The following is a 20,551-nucleotide window of genomic DNA, read 5'->3' as shown; positions in this document are numbered from 1 at the left end:
TGTAGTTAAAGTAAGGTGCGATTGAACCTCAATTTATATATGATGTAAATCTATAAGGCTTTGGTAAGGAAGTTTTAAAGAGTAATTGGATAACACAAATAAACCCATACATTCATAAAGTATTTGATTTCAATAGGAAACAATATTGGAACAATAAGAACAATGTGAACCAAGAAATTAAATCCTAAAAAAGGTATTATAAAAATAAAATAACATCAAATTCAAAATTCGACATTATTTTTAATTTTTATATGTTAAATTAGTACTAATTTAGACATTCAACTATTAAAAGGAAATAAAAGGCAACAGGTGTACGATAATCTAATACCAAAAATAAAAGCATGATTACTTTATTTGTAAAATCATAAAGAACTTGAAAGGGTAATGGTGATATAAAGTGATTTCTCTGCGAGATGTGAATAGTATGAAAAATCTTATAAACAATCAACCCGTATTAAGTCTTCCTTTTACAAAAGGCATTGATTCCGGGTACGCTGTTTATAAAAAGAAATTATCAGGTCATATCGAACAAGGTTTAGATAAATCGACTTATGATAGTGAATCAGCAATACTTACTGTATTGAGCATCCTTTTACATAGGTATACTGATCAGGTAGAATTTTTAATTGGTTCTCCAAAAATTAATTCAAATAGTTCTACTACTGAAGAGGTTGATAAATTTTTTCTATTCGAAATGAATATGACTGGTTATGAAAAACTTACTTTCACTGAGTTGTATAAGAAAGTTGAAAAAGAACTGAACAATACTCAACAAAGCCATTCTTATAAAACATTGCAAGCAGAATGCAGGAAGGGAAGTCCATTATTTCAGGTTCTGTACGGATTTACTAATATGACAAACTTTTCTGATGAAAGTTCTGAGAAAGTGGTGCGTCAAATAGTAAATTTTCAAGAACATAGTGGTACCTGCTTAGGCATTTACGTGTTAAGAAATCAATCAGAAACTATACTTCATATGGTTTATGATAAAAGCCGAGCTTCTCAAAACGATGTAACGCGAATGATAGGGCACTTTGAAACTTTATTGCATTGTATGTTAAATGAATCGGAGAGTCTGTTCAACAGAACATCTCTTCTAACAGAGGAAGAACATCATCTTTTGCTAAATCAAATATGTGAAAATTCTTGTGAGTTACCTAAAGAAGGACAGATTCACGATTTATTTACCAAACAAGTAAACTTAAATCCTGAAGCAATAGCGATAGTTGTAGGAGAGAAACATATTACCTATCAGGAAGTTAATTGTAAAGTGAATCAATTAGCCTATTACTTACAAAAGAAAGGTGCTAGTGAGGGAGATATCATAGGGATTTGCCTAAGTCGTTCTGCAGAAATTATCATTTCTCAGCTGGCTGTTCTCAAAATTGGGGGCGCCTATGTACCTCTTGATCCTGCCTATCCATCTGAGAGGTTAGCATCTATGATGAGTGACTCTGGCTTAAAATTTGTTCTTTGTGAAACGACTTTGAGACAGCAGCTTCATACTTCAGATGCAAAAATAATAGACCTTCAGGTTGAAATGAAAAATATTGAAACAGAGAGTACAGCTGAGCTAAACCTTGTTATTAATGATAATGAACTTGCCTATATTATTTATACTTCCGGCTCTACAGGGGAACCAAAGGGAGTCATGGTTGAACACCATTCTATAAGGAATTTATATTATGCAGTAAAAGAACATTTATGCTTTGATAAAAACCGTTCAATTGTAGCTTTAGCTAGTATAGCCTTTGATATTTTTGTAATTGAATCGCTTATAGCATTAGCATATGGAGCTAAAGTAGTCATTGCAAATGAGATTGAACAACATGACCCAATGGCGCTCAATGAACTGATAAAGAATAATAAAATAGAGATTTTACCTGGAACTCCTGCACGTCTTCAAATGTTACTAAATGATAATCTTCATACAGATTGCTTAAAATCTTTAAAACTAATCTGTATGGGAGGCGAGCCATTCCCTCCGCGACTATTTGAAGAAGTACGTGATGTCACTAATGCTAAGATTCTTAATATATACGGACCTACAGAAACTACTGTATACGCTACTATAAAAGAATTGGAGAATTCTAATGATATAACCATTGGTAACCAACTATGTAATTATGAATGCTACATTATGGACCAGTATATGCAATTACAACCTATTGGTGTAAAAGGTGAACTGTGTATTGCTGGGGCAGGGTTAGCCCGGGGTTATCATAACCGAGATAAATTAAATCAAGAACGATTTATAGAACATCCATTTAAGCCAGGAAAAAGGATTTATAGAACTGGAGATATTGCATTATTGCTCGCAAACGGAGAGATAAAATATATAGAAAGGACAGACAGCCAAGTTAAAATTAGGGGACACCGTATTGAACTTGGAGAAATTGAAAAAGTTTTAGAAAGAGCTCCAAACGTGCGGCAGGCAGTGGTAATTGATCGTGTTAATGAGAAAGGAGGAATCTTCTTAGCAGCTTATCTAATTGTAGAAAAAAAGAGTTCTGATGAAAAACAGACTGCTGAGTGGAGAGAATATCTGAAAGATTTCCTTCCCTCGTACATGTGGCCAACTGTTTTTCTTCAAATGGATTCTCTACCTCTAACAACTAATGGAAAGATAGATCGCAAAAAATTACCTAACCACCAAATGGAAAGTTTGAATTCCGGTAATTATGTGGCTCCTAGAAGTCTATTAGAGGAGCGTATAAAAGACATATGGGTGGATGTGATTGATAATCATAACATAGGGATAAATGACCATTTTCTTGAATTAGGCGGAGATTCATTACTTGCTACTCTTGTTATTTCACGTATTAATGGGGAGTTCGAAGTGAAATTAACCCTTAATGAGTTTTTAAGTGAGCCTACAATTGTAGAAGTAGCAGCAAAAGTAAGTAGTAAAACTGTAAATCAGTCATCAGTAGGTAAGAAGAAAAGAAATGCTATTATGCCTAAATCACGAACGTTAAACAGTAAAAAGTTAACTGATTTATCCAATGAATAAGTTGAGTGCATGAAAAGGAGTTGTAAAGATGAACCCAAATAATAATTCTCTTGGCAGTATTCAGTTAAATGGAAAGACTAACGATGTTTTTGTTTTTCCGATGTCCTCAAGTCAAAAAAGACTCTGGTTCATTGAAGAACTTAATCCGAGCACAGTCTACAACCTTCCTTCTGCTTTGGATATAAAGGGGCCTATTAATTTAGGAGCTTTGGAAAGAAGTATTCAACATGTTATAGAGCGTCACGAAATTCTCAGGACCACTTTTGCACAAAATGAAGATGAACTAGTACAAATTATTCATCCTACCGTAGAGATGAAAATGTCTATTATAGAGGTACAAGAGCAAGAGTTGGATTCATTGCTAAAGGAAGAGGTCTCTAAAGCTTTTGATTTAACAAAAGGGCCATTATTTAGAGCGATGATATTTAGAGTGAATTCTAACCACAATGTGCTTTTTTGGAACATGCACCATATCATATCTGATGGTTGGTCAATGAAAGTTCTCCATGATGAAATTTCAGCTTTTTATGCTGCTTATTCTAAAGGGGAGACATTAGATCTTTCTGAGTTAACCTTACAATATGCTGATTTTTCTGAATGGCATAATGATTGGTTAGAGGGAGAAGAGGCGCAGGAACAGTTGGAATTTTGGAAGAAGAAACTAGGGGGAGATCTCCCGGTATTGCAATTACATACTGATTATCCTCGTCCTGTAAATCAGACGTTTCGTGGTAGTCAAGAGAGTATTACCATTCCACAAGAATTAATTAATAAACTTGAGCATTTAAGTGAAACAGAAAATGCTACCATGTTTACTCTTTTTCTAGCTGCCTATAATGTTCTTTTATATCGCTATACCTTTCAAAAAGACATTTTAATTGGGACACCTATTGCTGGAAGAAATCAAAAGGAAACTGAAGATTTAATAGGTTTTTTTGTAAATACTCTCGTATTGCGTTTGAATGTAACGGAAAAATCAACTTTTAGGGATGTTATGGTAGAATCTCGGAGAGTAGCATACGAAGCTTTTGATAACCAGGATATTCCTTTTGATAAGGTTGTGGAGGAAGTTCAGCCGCAGCGCAACTCGGGATATTCTCCTCTTTTCCAAGTTATGCTTGATTATCAAAACTCAACAATCAAGCCACTAGAGCTAGAAGGAGTAATGTTGACTCCTCGTAATTTGGAATTTTCAACAGCAAAATTCGATTTGATTTTATCGATTGCTAATGATCAAAATGGACTACTAGCTACTTTCGAATACAATACTGATTTATTTATGAATGAGACCATTTCGCGTATGGCAAATCATTTTTTAAACTTATTAAAAAGTGTTGCTCAATATCCAGATCAGGAAATTAGTCGACTTTGTATGTTATCAGAGAATGAAACGAACCAAATACTGTTGGAATGGAATGATACTGCCACTGAGTTCCCTCGAAATAAATGTATTCAAGATGAATTTGAGCAACAGGTAGCTCTGAATCCTGATGCTATAGCACTGAGGTATCAAGATAAAACGCTAACTTATAATGAATTAAATAAGCGTGCTAATCAAATAGCTCACTATTTAAAAGAAAATGGAGTTCAACCAGAATGTTTGGTAGGTCTATGTGTTAAACGTTCCATCGAAATGATTACAAGTATGCTCGGTATTATTAAAGCAGGCGGAGTGTATGTGCCATTGGATGCATCTTATCCAGAGGAGAGACTACGTTATATTTTTGATGATGCAAAAGTAACCTTTTTAATTACAGAAGACGATATGGTTCACAAACTGCCCTTCTACAACGATGGGTTTACGCTGAAAATAGATACTGAGTGGGATAAGGTGTCAGAATGTAGTGAATCGAATCCAGTTCATGAGTTGAATAGTGATTCTCCTGCATATGTGAATTACACTTCTGGATCTACAGGTAAACCTAAGGGGGTAGTAATACCTCACCGTGGTGTTTTACGATTAGTTAAAAATTCAAACTATGTAAGTCTTTCAAATAAAGAGACTTTACTTCAATTTGCTACCATCTCCTTTGATGCTGCTACTTTTGAAATATGGGGTAGTCTGCTAAACGGAGCTAAACTGGTTATTTATCCATATGCTCTAACTTCACTTGAAGAATTGGGGCAGAGTATACAGCATTATCAAATCACTACTTTACTGCTTACAACAGGTTTGTTCCATCAAATGGTAGATTACCATTTAGATGATTTAAAGGGTGTTGGTCAACTGTTTACAGGTGGTGATGTGTTATCTACATCTCATGCCCGTAAAGTATTAGAGAACTTAAATGATTGTCGCCTTATAAATGCATATGGTCCAACCGAAAGTACTACCATTGCCTGCTTTTACCCGATGGATAGAGTTGATCAAATCAGTAAGACTGTACCCATAGGTAAACCGATTTCAAATACAGAAGTATATATTTTAGACGATTGGTACCAACCAGTTCCAATTGGTGTACCTGGCGAATTGTATATTGGTGGAGACGGCCTTGCATTAGAGTATCTTGGACGTAAAGATTTGACAGAAGAAAGGTTTATACCTAATCCATTTAATGATGCTTCGACAAGTCGTATATATAAGACAGGCGATCTTGTTCGCTATTTAGCTGATGGAAATATAGAGTTTTTAGGTCGGACAGACAAACAAGTGAAAATTAGGGGATTTCGGATTGAACTTGGTGAAATTGAAGCAGTACTCAAAAACTATCCTGATGTAGAAGATGCTGTTGTAACAGTTCAAGAAAATACATCTGGTGATAAACGTCTAATTGGATATGTGGTTACGGCAGAAAAAAGAGAGGCTTCTATTAAACATTTGCTTTCTTACTTAAAAGAAAATGTTCCAGAATATATGATTCCGCTCATTGTACTTACTAATGAGAGCCTACCGTTAACTTTGAACGGTAAAGTTGATTACAAAGCCTTATCAGCTCTAGAAATTAATGTTGAAGAGAGCGAAGACGATATCTTGCCTCACACTGATGTTGAGAAAAAAATAGTTGAGGTTTGGCAAACGGTTCTTGGTATTAACCGAATCGGAATGTATGATAATTTCTTTGAGCTAGGAGGGCATTCATTGGTCGCAACGCGTGTAATTTCACGTTTGCGAAAAGAATTTGACATTCAAATAGATGTACGACATATCTTTAATTATCCAACAATTACAGAATTAGCTACATTTGTAGAAGGCCAAATTGATCAAATATCGAAAAAAAGCAACTGGGATTTAGAGGGGATTAGGACTATTGAACGTCATAATAATCTACCGCTCTCATTTGCTCAACAACGCTTGTGGTTTGTGGATCAGTTGTCTGATATAAACCATTTATACAGTATACCATTAGTGTACAATGTCCAAGGGAATCTTAATGTTGAAGTTTTACAACAATCTTTATCTCGAATTGTCGACCGGCATGAAAGTTTACGAACAATCTTTAAAGATATTGATGGAACACCTGTTCAGTTAATTAACTCCAAAACGGAATTAAATATAAATATAATTGATTTATCAGATAATTTGACGGATGAGCGAGATACAATCGCACACACTATTTTGAGAAAAGAGGCTCGTCATAAATTCGAGCTTAGTGAAGGTCCGCTATTCCGCGTGTCACTAATAAAACTAGAAACGGAAAAATATATATTACTGTTAAATCTACATCATATAGTTTCGGATGCATGGTCTAATGAGATTCTCTTGCAAGAACTAGCTGTGTTATATGATTCTATATTACATGGAAGGACTGCACCTTTGAATGATTTGCCATATCAATATGTAGATTTTTCTGTTTGGCAACGTGAACTTATGCATGGAAGCAAGCTTCACGAAGAGATGGCATATTGGAAGACGCAGCTAGGGGGGGAACTTCCAGTCCTTCAATTACCGACTGATCGGCCACGATCTAAAAATCAAACCTTTCGTGGGAAAAATAAACGCTTCCAACTATCGGACGAACTTTATAAGGAGTTAAAACAATTAAGTCAACACACTGGTACTTCTTTAAATATGACGTTGCTTGCTGCCTTCAAGGTTCTGCTACATCGTTACACTGGGCAAAATGATATATTGATCGGCTCCCCTATTTCTGGAAGGAATTATGAGGGTGTTGAAAAGATGATAGGATTTTTTGTGAACACTCTTGTGTTCAGAACAAATATATCCAGTGAGCAAAGCTTTGGAGAGTTCCTTCAACATGTACGCGAAGTATCATTAGATGCCTTTTCCAATCAAAATGTACCTTTTGAAAAGTTAGTAGAAGAGATCCAACCTAATAGGGATACATCTACTTCACCACTTTTCCAGGTAATGTTTTCAATGCTTAATTCCTCAGCACCTGCACTAGCTCTATCAGGACTAGTGTTAGAGCCAGTAGACTTAGAAGCGGATGTTGCTAAATACGAACTATCTTTAGCTATTACAGAGAATGAAAACAAAATTGAAGCATCTTTTGATTATAATATTGATCTTTTTGATGATGAAACCATCTCCCGGATGACGCAACATTACCTTACCATTCTTAATGGAATAGTTAGTAATCCAAATTGTATGATTGGTGAACTTCCAATTTTAACTGAGATTGAGAAACAAAAATTTCTTGTGGATTGGAATATTAGAGAAGAAGCAAAGGTAACTTATGAATCACTTGCGGATCTTTTTGAAAGTCGAGTTGAACACAGCCCAGACACATTAGCGGTCGTTTATGGTAATAGACAACTTACGTATCATGAATTAAATGAACGTGCTAATCAATTGGCTAATCATCTACACAAGTTTGGCGTTAGAGATAATCAACTTGTTGGAATAATGGTAGAACGCTCATTAGAAATGATTGTCGGCATCTTGGCAATACTAAAAGCTGGCGGAGCATACTTGCCTATCGAACCGAATTTACCGAAAGAGCGCATTCAATATATGCTGAATGACAGTGAAGTACAGTTGCTTTTGACCCAAAAAAATTGGCAAGATGATTTCTTGTTTTCAGGAGATACTATTGACCTGGAGGATGAAAGAATTTATCAAGGCAACGCTAATAATCCTGCTCCGATGAATAGATTGAGTAATTATGCCTATGTAATATATACCTCTGGTTCAACAGGTAAACCAAAAGGTGTAATGGTTACACAAAGAAATGTGTTGCATATTTTAAACGTACTGGGGCAACTGTATCCATTTGGATCAAACGATGTTTATCTTCTAAAAACCCCTTTTACTTTTGATGTATCCGTTAGTGAGATCTTTGGTTGGATATCTGGGGGCGGTAAACTTGCAATTTTAAAACCACAAGATGAGAAAGATCCTTTACGTTTATTTGAGGCCATTAAAGATTATAAAGTTACTCATGTTAATTTTGTACCTTCTATGTTGCACTCGTTTCTAGAGAGATTAAAGGATAAGACTCAAGAGAAGTTGCCTGCGTTGAGATATGTATTTTCAGCAGGTGAAGCACTGCAAAAAGAGAGCGCGAAAATGTTTTTTGAGGTGTTACAAGGGGTTGAACTTGTCAATCTTTACGGACCAACTGAAATTACTATTTACGCCACTAATTATTCAGTTAAGGAAGAACTTCCGAAATCAAGTATTCCTATCGGAAGACCTTTGCCAAATACTACTGCATATGTAGTTAATGGGAAATTACAAATGCAGCCTTTAGGGGTTCCAGGAGAATTGTGTATTTCAGGTTTAGGATTAACAGAGGGGTATATTAATAAGCAAGCTTTGACTGAAGAAAAATTTGTCTATGCACCATGGAATCCAACTGAGCGTATGTATCGTACTGGAGATTTAGTGCGTTGGTTGCCGAATGGAGATTTAGAGTATTTAGGACGTATAGATGATCAGATAAAGTTACGAGGGATACGTATTGAACTAGGTGAAATTCAATCGGTATTAGAGTCTCACCCTTTAATTAGAGAGTGTGTAGTACTTGTTAAAGAAGACCATAAGCATGATCAGCGATTGGTAGCCTATATCGTCTTGAAGCAAGGTGAATCATTTAACTCAGGCGAAATACGTCAATTCCTAAGAAAGATTTTGCCGGAATATATGGTGCCTAGTACATTAATAAATTTGAACGAAATCCCATTGTCTCCAAATGGAAAAATTGATCGCGCTGCATTGCCCAATCCTAAGTCAGAGGATGTTGTTGGAAATAGTGAATTCACATCACCACAAAACCCTATGGAAGAAATTCTAGCAGGTATATGGAGCCAAGTACTTGGGCTTGAACGTGTAGGTATACATGATAATTTCTTTGAACTGGGAGGTCACTCTTTACTAGCAATACAAGTGCTTTCGCGTTTACGAAATGCGGTAGGAGCCGAGGTGCCTGTTCAATCAATTTTTAATTATCCGACTATCTTTGAATTTGCTTCACAAATCGATATGAGTAAGAAAACGGCAAATGAAATTTCTATTCAAGCCATTTCACGAGAACAAAAACTACCAATGTCCTCTTCTCAAAATAGGCTATGGTTTCTCAATGAAATGGAATCGAAGAATAAGTACGTTTATAATATACCGCTTGCTTTAAGGCTCTCTGGTGAACTAGAACGTTCTATTCTAGAAAAGGTATTAAACACTATCATCAGTCGACATGAGAGTTTACGTACTACTTTCAGAGGGGATGGAGATCAAATAGAGCAAGTGATCGCCCCTCGTAAAGAAATAAAAATTTCATTCATTGACCATGCTGATGAAACGTTAGAGGATCAAGAAACAGAATTAAAACGTTTAATCCGTGCAGAAGTAATGAATGAGTTCGATTTAAGTCAAGGCCCGCTCTTTCGAGCAAGTATTATTCGACTTCAACCTGATGAGCATATTTTATTGTTAAATTTACACCACATTATTTCGGATGGTTGGTCACAAGATATTCTTCTGCGAGAAATATCTACTTTATACCGGGCCCATTTACAAAATGAAATTGTAGAACTTCCAAAATTACCAATTCAGTATGCGGATTATGCTGCTTGGCAAAAAGAATGGATAAAAAACGAAGAAATAACAAAGCAAATTAACTACTGGAAACAGCAACTTCAAGATCAACCTCTGTTGTTGCAATTGCCAACAGATCGTCAGCGTCCATCTGTACAAACTTATGCTGGCGATATCTTTCGATTTGAAATTCCAGAAAGAGTAGCAGGTTTGCTAAAAGAATTAAGCGTAAGAGAAGGCACTACCTTATATATGACCTTGTTAGCAGCCTTTAAGGTTTTACTTTTTCGTTATAGTGATCAAGAAGATGTCTCAGTAGGATCTCCTGTTACAAACCGAAATCATCAAGACTTGGAAAATTTAATTGGTCTCTTCGTAAATACGTTGGTTTTGCGAACGCAAATTAAGAGAGAGATGTCATATCTTGAATTGTTAAAACAGGTACGTAAGGTAGCATTAGAAGCCTATGCTAATCAGGATGTTCCTTTTGAGAAGATAGTAGAGGAATTAAGAGTAGAAAGAGACTTAAGTCACTCACCATTATTCCAGGTTATGTTTATTATTCAGAATATATCCAACAAAAAGATGGAAATTATTGGACTTAATATAGAAGAAATAGAGATTGATACTAATTCGTCTAAGTATGATCTAACTCTATTTATCGCAGAGGAAAATAATAGGCTAACTGCTGTGTTTGAATTTAATACGGATATGTTTGAAAAAAATACCGTTGCTCGGATGGCAGATTCTTTCAATGCTTTGTTAGAAGGGATTATCGACCAACCCGAACTTAGTATTGGTCGTCTCCCAGTACTACCATTCAAAGAACAGCAAAAGTTGCTCGTAGACTGGAATCTTACTTCAAAGGATTACACGCTAGATAAGGGTATGCATCTGTTTTTTGAAGAACAAGTTGAGCAAACTCCTGAAGCGATAGCTGCTGTATTTGACAAAGATTCGTTGTCTTACAAAATTTTAAACAGTCGTGCCAACCAGCTTGCACGTCATTTGCAATCAATTGGCGTAAAACCAGGAGTGCTGGTTGGAGTATATATGGAACGCTCTTTGGAAATGCTGGTTTCTCTACTTGCCATATTCAAAGCTGGAGGAGCGTATGTGCCACTCGATCCATCTTTTCCAACAGAGAGAATTTCCTTTATGCTACAGGATTCCAAAACTAATGTAATACTTACAACAACAGGTTTGGAAAAGAGAATTTCAGAACATAAGGCACAGATCGTATATGTTGATCGTGATTGGTCACAAATTTGTTATCAGGATGACTCTAACTTGAAGTGTTATCGGCCTCAAGATTCGTTAGTTTATACCATCTATACTTCAGGTTCTACCGGAAAACCTAAAGGAGTCCAAATTCGTAGCGAAGCTTTGACGAATTATTTATTGGCAACAAATGAGCACCTGCAGCTGCAGAACACGGATAGATTTTTAGCTGTTACAACCATTTCCTTTGATATCGCTGGAATGGAGTTGTACTTGCCGTTGATGCAAGGTGCATGTGTCGTGATCGCCAGCCGCGATGAAGTCACAGATGGAGAAAGGCTAGCGGAGCTACTAATAACAAGCGAAGCAACAGTGATGCAAGCTACCCCCGCTACATGGCAAATGCTAATACAGGCAGGTTGGAGTGGTAATCGACAATTAAAAGTTCTAACCGGAGGAGAGGCACTACCGCTAAGCTTGGCAAATCAGCTTCTAAATAGAAGTGCAGGTGTTTGGAATTTCTATGGGCCAACAGAAACAACTATTTATTCTGCGATTTCCAAGGTTGAGTCAGGGCGGAATTGGGTATCAATAGGTCGCCCAATTGCTAACACAAGTTTATATGTCCTAGATCATCAATTTCAGCTTGTACCCGTGGGGGTTCCCGGAGAGCTTTACATCGGTGGAGAGGGTCTCGCTGTTGGATATCTTAACCGCCCAGAATTAACGCAAGAAAAATTTCTGGAAGATCCATTTAGTAATAGGTCAAGTGCAAGGATGTATAGAACGGGTGACCTTGTTCGCTATCGAGAGAATGGTGAGCTGGAGTTTATATCAAGGATCGACAATCAAGTGAAAGTTAGAGGATTTCGAATTGAGCTAGGAGAGATAGAAAATGTGTTACTCGCTCACACCGGTATTAAGGAAGCTGTTGTTGTTGTCCGCGAGGATGTTTTAAATGATAAACGGTTGGTCGCTTATATTAAAGCAGAAGAAGGATCAGAGCTTGATTATCAATCTTTACGGAATCTTTTAAAGAGAAGTTTACCAGATTATATGATTCCTTCGGCAATAATAATGATGGATAAATTCCCTTTAACACCAAATGGGAAGATAGATCGACGTGCTCTCGATGGGCAACATGGATTGGAACTATCACCACAAAATAAATCTGAAGCACCTCGTACAATGATGGAAAAACAATTAGCTGATATGTGGTGTGACATCTTGAGAATAGACCAGGTGAGTATTCATGATAATTTCTTTGAAATTGGTGGACACTCATTATTGGCTACACAACTCATTTCGCGTATACGGAAAGAACTCAAAATAGAGATTCCATTGAGGAGCTTGTTCGAGAATCCGTCGATAGCAAGTTTATCAACGGAGATAGCAGAAATCGATGTGGATGATCCGATATTGCAACTTCCAGAATCTTTGTTGAGGTCTGATCAGGAAACGCTACAATTATCGTTTGCACAGCAACGTTTATGGTTCCTCAATGAATTAGAATCCAATAGTGCATTTTATAATGTTCCGATTGCATTTTATTTGAGAGGAAAACTTAATATCCCAGCTTTGGAAAAGGCTTTTCATGATATTATCAGTCGTCATGAAATTTTGAGAACCACTTTTGCAAAAGTAGATGGGGAAGCATTGCAACATGTTCATTCTGAAATGGATTTGAATATAAATCTACTTGATTTTGAATCTTTTTCTGATATTGAGCAAGAAATTCAGATACATTCATTTATTGAACAGGATTCTAAAAAGTCTTTTGATTTGAGTACTGGACCATTACTGAGAGTAACGATCATACGCTCTAAACCAGACCAACATGTTTTACTTCTTACCGTTCACCATATCATTTTTGATGTGTGGTCATTGGATGTGTTTGCGAAAGATTTAGCTGTACATTATGAAGCCAGAGCAAATAATAAACATGATTTTTATCTGCCAGATTTGACGGTACAGTATGCTGATTTTGCGAACTGGCAAAGAAAGTGGATACAAAATAAAGTTATGGATAAACAGCTTAGCTATTGGAAACAAAAGCTACTAAATATACCACCGTCCTTAGAACTGTTGACGGATCGACCACGTCCTCCTGTGCAAACTTTTTACGGAGCCCATGAGTCAATAAATCTATCTTCATCCTTACTGAAGGCATTACAAAAAGTGAGTGCTCAAGAAGATGCTACCTTATACATGACAATGTTGGCTGCATTTAAAGTGATGCTTTATCGTTATACTTATCAGGAAGATATCTTAGTCGGATCACCTATTGCCAATCGTCCAATGGCTGAGGTAGAAGACATGATCGGATTGTTTACCAATACTTTAGTATTGCGATCACAAGTCGAGGGGAGTATGAGTTTTGCAGAATTATTGAGACAGGTACGGATTACTGCATTAGAAGCTTACGAAAATCAGGATCTTCCTTTTGAAAAATTGGTAGAAGAGATGCAGCCTAACCGTGATCTTAGCCGGTCTCCATTATTCCAAGTAATGTTAGCTTACCAAGATTTTTCGTCGCATAATTTTACTATTGATGGTTTGAATTTCGAGTTGATGAGTGTTGATAATAAGACATCAAAATTTGATCTAACGCTATTTGTTCAAAAAGCAGAGCAAGGAATGACAATAGCTATGGAGTACAATACAGATTTATTTGATCAATCAACAATTCAACGTATGCTTAGTCATTTGAAAATCATACTCGAACAATTAGGCGGAAATCCTAATCAAGCGATTAGAGAAGTTCCAATGCTAGGTGAGCAAGAAAAGCTTCAGCTGTTGGGAGAATGGAATGATAGCATCTCAAACAGCAAGGCAGAGAAAAGCGTTCATCATATGATTGAAGAACAAGCGAGAAAGACACCAGATGCTCAAGCTCTTTCTTTAGACGGAAAATATCTGACTTATCGTGAACTAAACCAGCGGGCGAACCAGCTGGCAAACTATTTACGAAAATTCGGAGTAGAAGTAGACTCCCCCGTAGGTATTTGTTTGGAACGATCTATTGAAGGAATAATAGCTGTACTTGCTATCTTTAAAGCAGGCGGAGCTGTCGTCTCTTTGGAACCGAATTTTCCAGAAGAACGCCTGGCCTTTATCATAAATGATGCTAAAGTCAAAATGGTCTTAATAAACCAAACATTAATGGATAAGGTTCCAGCGCTAACTTCTGCGAAAATGATTTGCTTAGACTCTGAGTGGAAGAATATTGCTAATGAGAACAGCGACAATTTATCAAATAAAGTAACTATGGAAGACTTAGCATATTTAATATACACTTCTGGTTCAACAGGGATACCGAAAGGAGTAGCTGTTCCTCATCTGACGCTTGCTAATTTGATTACATGGCAGACCAAAAACTCTGCATTATTGGGTCCAATAAAAACTTTACAGTTCACATCACTGAGCTTTGATGTATCGTATCAGGAAATTTTTTCGACTTTGTGTGTTGGTGGAGAACTTATACTCGTTTCAGAAGAAGTGAGAAGGGATTCAGTAATGCTATTAAACTATATTGATAGTGAGAAGATTGAGAGAATTTATCTTCCATTTATTGCTCTTCAACAGCTTGCAGAGGCTTTGGTCAATAAAGCTGCACCTGTACCGACACATTTAAAAGAGGTCATTACTGCAGGTGAACAGTTAAAAGTCACACCTAGTATAAAGAAAATGTTTGAGAGCTTGAACAACTGTACACTGCATAATCAGTATGGACCATCTGAAACTCATGTTATTACTGCTATGGTTCTGGAAGATGATCCCAATGACTGGCCTTTATTGCCATATATTGGACGTCCTATCGACAATACAAAAGTATATATCCTGGATAATCAATTAAACCCAGTTCCAGTTGGTGTTCCAGGCGTGATGTATCTTGCAGGAGATTGCTTGGCCAGAGGATATCTTAATCGTCCCGATTTAACTGATGAGAAATTTATAGTTAATCCATTTGATGAGGGACTTAACACTCGAATCTACAATAGTGGAGATTTAGCACGCTATCATCAAGACGGCCAAATCGAATTTTTAGGACGTATCGATGACCAGGTGAAAATTCGTGGTTATAGGGTGGAACTTGGTGAAATCGAAGCATTGCTTGCACAACATCCAGAGGTTCAAGAATGTGCGGTTGTAGTTCGCGAAGAAGTGGTGGGCGAAAAAAATCTGGTAGCTTATATGGTAACGAGTGAGCAAGATAATAATACAGATTTCAGACAGTATCTTAAAAAACTTTTACCTGAATATATGGTTCCTTTCACCTTCATAAAGTTAGAAAAGATTCCTCTAACTGGAACAGGAAAAGTAGACCGAAAATCGTTACCTGCACCTCAGAATTCACCTATATCTACAGCCATGTATGCAGCTCCGCTAACAGAACTAGAACGAACTATTTCTAGCATATGGGAAGAGGTATTGGGCATAGAAAAGGTTGGAGTAAAGGACAATTTCTTTGATTTAGGAGGGCACTCTCTCCTAGTAGTAAAGGTTTGCAGCAAGTTAAGCGAAGAAATTGGTCAAGTTGTTCCTGTTTTACACATGTTTAGATATCCAACTATAGAAGATTTAGTTAATGCTACTCTGCATGGGAAAAGTGAGCCGAATGGCAGGGAAGACAAAATGGCGCGAGTAAATAATCGTAAGGAAGAGCAAAGGAAACAAAGACAACTTAGACAACAACGTGTTCAAACTAAAAGGAAGCGAGGGGACCAAAATGAGTGATTTTGAGCAATCTTATGAATCCGCAATCGCCATCATAGGTAGTACAGGACGTTTTCCAGGAGCTGAAAACATCCAAACTTTTTGGGATAACATACGTAATGGCGTTGAGTCTGTTACATTCCATACGCCTGAAAAATTAATGGAATCTGGTGTGTCTGAGGATACGATCAAGGATCCCAACTATGTAAATGCCAACTCTATGTTGGACAATATAGAGTATTTTGATTCGGATTTTTTCAAATACACCCCACGCGAAGCTGAAATGATGGATCCACAGCAACGTATATTTTTGGAGGGCGCTTGGGAAGCACTTGAAAATGCTGGGTATGATCCGGAAACATACAATGGATTAGTAGGTGTTTTTGGCGGTGCAGCTTTGAATACCTATATGATAATCAACTTACTCTCTAATCCTGACCTCATTAAAACTGTAGGCGAGTTTCAAACGATGATTGGAAACGATAAAGATTTTTTGACAACAAGAGTATCATATAAATTAAATCTTAAGGGTCCAAGTGTAAATGTTCAAACAGCTTGTTCTACCTCCTTGACATCAGTGCATATGGCATGTCAAAGCTTATTAAATAGCGAATGTGACATGGCTTTGGCAGGAGGAGTAACTGTAAAAGTTATGCAGGGGCAGGGATATCTCTATCAAGAGGGGGGGATTTCCTCCCCTGATGGGCACTGCCGTGCTTTTGATGACAACTCAGGGGGAACAGTATTTGGTAGTGGTATGGGCATTGTCGTTTTGAAACGCTTAGAAGATGCCATAAAGGATGGTGATTCTATCCAAGCCATTATCAAAGGTTCGGCAATTAATAATGATGGGGATATGAAAATTGGCTATACCGCACCTAGTATAGATGGACAAGCAGAAGTCATTAAGGAAGCATTGGCAGTAGCTGATGTATCAGCTGAAACGATTGGTTATATTGAAACGCATGGCACAGGAACAGCGTTAGGAGATCCTATTGAGATAGCTGCATTGACTCAAGCTTTTCAAGCTGAAACTAACAGAAAACAGTTCTGCCCAATAGGTAGTGTAAAGACAAATATTGGACATTTGGATGCTGCTGCTGGTATAGCAGGTTTAATTAAAACCGTCGAATCTCTAAAACATAAACAATTAGCTCCTAGTCTTCATTTTAATAAACCAAATACCAATATAGATTTTGGCAGTAGTCCGTTTTATGTAAATACAAATCTGGCAGAGTGGCCAAAGGGCGAGGAACCTCGCCGAGCTGGTGTGAGTTCTTTTGGAGTTGGCGGGACGAACGTACACGTAATATTAGAAGAAGCACCTCTTGTAGAGCCTTCTTTTGATTCAGGTAAATGGAAGTTGCTGCCCTTGTCTGCTAAAACGGATGCTGCCCTTGAAGAAGGAACCGATCGTTTACTTAATCATTTGATTCAAGAGAAAAACATTAATTTAGCCGACGCTGCGTATACATTACAAATTGGTCGTCATGCATTTGAGAAAAGAAGAATAGTTGTTTGTCGTGGTCGTGAAGAAGCCATACAAGCTTTGGAAAATAGAGATTCTAAACGTGTTTTCACGCAGGAGATTTCAAAGACGGAACAACCTGTTGTGTTTATGTTTCCTGGTCAAGGGGCTCAATATGTAGATATGGGGCTTGAATTATATCAAAACGAGTCTATATTTCGTAATGAAGTTGATCGGTGCGCCCAAATATTAACGAAATATATAGGTTTCGATATTCGATCAATAATTTTCCCTCATGATGCAGATGTATTGGAGTCTGCTGAAAAGCTAAAACAGACACAATTCACACAACCAGCTTTATTTGTAATTGAATACTCACTTGCTAAGCTGTGGATGGCTTGGGGGGTTAAGCCACACGCTATGATTGGACATAGTGTAGGCGAGTATGTAGCTGCCTGTCTCTCTGGAGTATTTTCATTAGAAGATGCATTGAGATTAATTACAGAAAGAGGAAAATTAATTCAGAGTCTATCACAAGGTTCTATGCTGGCGGTTTCCCTGGCAGAAGAAGACGTGATTCCGCTATTGAAAAACAATTTATCCATTGCTGCTATTAATGGTCCAGAACTTTGTGTCGTTTCAGGAGAGACCGAGTCGATTCAGAGTCTTCAATTAATATTGGAAGAGCAGAATGTTAGTGCTACTGTATTACGAACAAGTCATGCTTTCCATTCTAAAATGATGGATCCTATTCTAGATTCTTTTAAAAGTTTAGTAAGAGAAATAAAAAAGAATGAACCTAATATACCATATGTGTCCAACGTAACAGGAAACTGGATTCAATCAGATCAAGCTACCAATCCAGAATATTGGGCACAGCACTTAAGACAAACCGTACGTTTTTCTGAAGGAATTGAAACTTTATTAGAAGATAAGCCTGTTCTTTTAGAGGTAGGGCCTGGACGTACACTAAGTGTGTTAGCGAATATGAGTAAGATGGATAAACATAATATTATTATATCGATGCGTCAAGCCAAGGAAAAAAAGGCAAATGACATGGAATTCTTAATGAATGCAGTTGGAAAGCTTTGGCTTAATGGAGTAGCTATCAATTGGAATGCATTATATCCAAATGAGAAACGCTATCGAATTCCTATGCCAAGTTATTCATTTCAACGCCAACGATACTGGGTGACACCAAACCAAGTAGCCATCGCGAACCAAAATGAACAAAAATTAGTAAGTAAAGAATTAGATCGTTCAAAATGGTTTTATACGCCTGTATGGAAGCAATCATCTATTCATGCTAAGGTCAGAGATACAAAAGATGAGATGTTGCTTGTTTTTTCAGATGAGTATGGACTACATGCCAAAGCAATAGAGCAATTACAAACTCAATTCAAAAATGTCATAACAGTAAAAGCTGGGGAATCTTTTAAACATGACGGAAATCAATATAGTATTAATCCTAAAAACCCTAATGATTATCAATTGATGATTCAATCTTTTGATGCATCTTCAATGACGATCCTGCATATGTGGGGAATAAAAGTTTTACCTGAAACTTCAAAGTGTTTTTCAGATTTTGAAAAGGCACAAGAACTCACCTTTAATAGCTTGTTGTATTTGGCCCAGGCATTTGGAACTTCAACAACAGATGTAATTCGCCTAATGGTTGTTACTAATAATGTACAAAGTGTTTTAGGCGACGATGTATTGTATCCTGAAGCATCTACTGTTACAGGACCTGTTCACGTTATACCTCAAGAGTATTCGAATATTGATTGCAAGCATATCGATTTCTCTATATTGCCAGAAGAAAACAGTCGACAACAACGTTTAATAGCACAACTTGTTTCAGAAATTCAATCATCAAACGATGATAAAGTTGTAGCATTTCGAGGCAACTACCGATGGAAAAAATCTTTTGAGTCAACTCCGCTTGAGAAGACTGGTTTTGAGGAGAAATATTGGCGTAAAAATGGAGTCTATCTTTTGACCGGAGGTCTTGGAGGAATAGGGCTCGCAATCGCAGAAAAACTGGCTCGGACTTTTCAAGCAAAGCTTATACTAATTGGACGCACTGGCTTACCAGATAAACAAGAATGGGAGCAATACATTGGTATTCATGGTGACGAAGATCGTATTAGTCAACGCATTAAAAAAGTACAAAAGCTTGAAGAATTAGGGTCTGATGTATTGACGTTTCAAGCAGATGTAACAGATGTTAATCAAATGCGCTCAGTGATAGCTGTTGCGGAGCAAAATTTCGGAAATATTAACGGTATTCTTCATCTTGCTGGTGTTCCAGGAACAGGTCTTATTCAACTGAAGAATCTTGAAAAGGCAATGAGTGTATTTTCTCCAAAAATAAAAGGTGCTTTTATTTTAGATGAGCTAACAAGAGAAAAGGATATTGACTTTATGATCCTTTTTTCTTCTTTATCCGCAATTTATGGTGGACTTGGTCAGGTTGACTATACAGCAGCAAATAGTTTTTTGGATGCATTCGCACATTATCAATATTCAAATAAAAACAGAAAAGTCATTTCGATAAACTGGGGGCAGTGGCAGTTTGATGATTGGCAAGATGAGGAAATGCCTACTGCGATTAAGCTTCATGACGAACTAAAAGAAAATCGTCAAACTTTTGGAATGTCCTTTGAAGAAGGAATTGATGCTTTATTCCGCACATTATATGCACAACAGCCACAAATGGCTGTAACGACTGAGAACTTAAATCTCATGATAAAACAGCATGAGCAATGGAGAGTAGAAAGTACATTCGAACAATTAGGTACAGTCGCAGCAACAAAAACAAATAAAGCTCAAATATCTAATGATCAGATGCTTCCTAGGAATAAAGTGGAAGAAGATATTGCATTTATTTGGAGAGAATTGTTTGGAATGAATGAAATCGGTATTTATGATAATTTCTTTGATTTGGGCGGGCATTCTTTGTTAGCTATTCAATTACTTGTACGTCTAAGAGAGGTATTCAAAGTAGAATTATCGCTTAATCAATTGTTTGAAATCCCGAGTATTGCAGAAATCGCTGATTGGATTTCCAAGTTTGAATTAGAAAGTTTAGATGATGATGAACTGGAAAGCTTATTAATAGAAATTGAATCTTTAGAAGATGAAGATATTGAGAAAGAGCTTGAGTCAGGATTCTCATCTCAATAATTTAAAAGGA

Annotated in this window: 3 protein-coding genes; all 3 read left to right on the top strand. The window is 36.9% G+C overall.

The window, feature by feature from the left end; translation table 11 throughout:
• Positions 1–424 precede the first annotated feature (424 nt).
• The 3 genes from IEW26_RS07625 to IEW26_RS07615 are packed head-to-tail and all read left to right on the top strand — an operon-like array spanning position 425 to position 20,541.
• Entirely contained in the window at positions 425–3,013 is a 2,589-nt protein-coding gene (locus IEW26_RS07625) for a non-ribosomal peptide synthetase (RefSeq protein ID WP_188591931.1), read from the top strand.
• A gap of 28 nt (positions 3,014–3,041) precedes the next feature.
• Positions 3,042–15,908 carry a non-ribosomal peptide synthetase gene (locus IEW26_RS07620; RefSeq protein ID WP_188591930.1) on the top strand — a complete coding sequence of 4,289 codons (12,867 nt, stop codon included), beginning with the start codon at positions 3,042–3,044 and terminating at the stop codon, positions 15,906–15,908.
• Positions 15,901–20,541 (top strand): type I polyketide synthase, encoded by a 4,641-nt coding sequence (locus IEW26_RS07615; RefSeq protein WP_188591929.1) that lies wholly within the window; start codon positions 15,901–15,903, stop codon positions 20,539–20,541. Before IEW26_RS07620 ends, IEW26_RS07615 begins: the two co-directional genes overlap by 8 nt.
• Positions 20,542–20,551 lie beyond the last annotated feature (10 nt).

The sequence above is a fragment of the Paenibacillus silvae genome (genome assembly GCF_014639235.1).
In the GTDB taxonomy this organism is placed as follows: Bacteria; Bacillota; Bacilli; order Paenibacillales; family Paenibacillaceae; genus Paenibacillus; species Paenibacillus silvae.
The sequence above is the reverse complement of the archived record's forward strand: the minus strand, read 5'-3'. Positions and strand labels throughout refer to the sequence as shown.

Coding starts and splice junctions, on each gene's coding strand:
- IEW26_RS07625 (WP_188591931.1), top strand. CDS start 425: ATGAAAAATCTTATAAACAATCAACCCGTATTAAGTCTTCCTTTTACA.
- IEW26_RS07620 (WP_188591930.1), top strand. CDS start 3,042: ATGAACCCAAATAATAATTCTCTTGGCAGTATTCAGTTAAATGGAAAG.
- IEW26_RS07615 (WP_188591929.1), top strand. CDS start 15,901: ATGAGTGATTTTGAGCAATCTTATGAATCCGCAATCGCCATCATAGGT.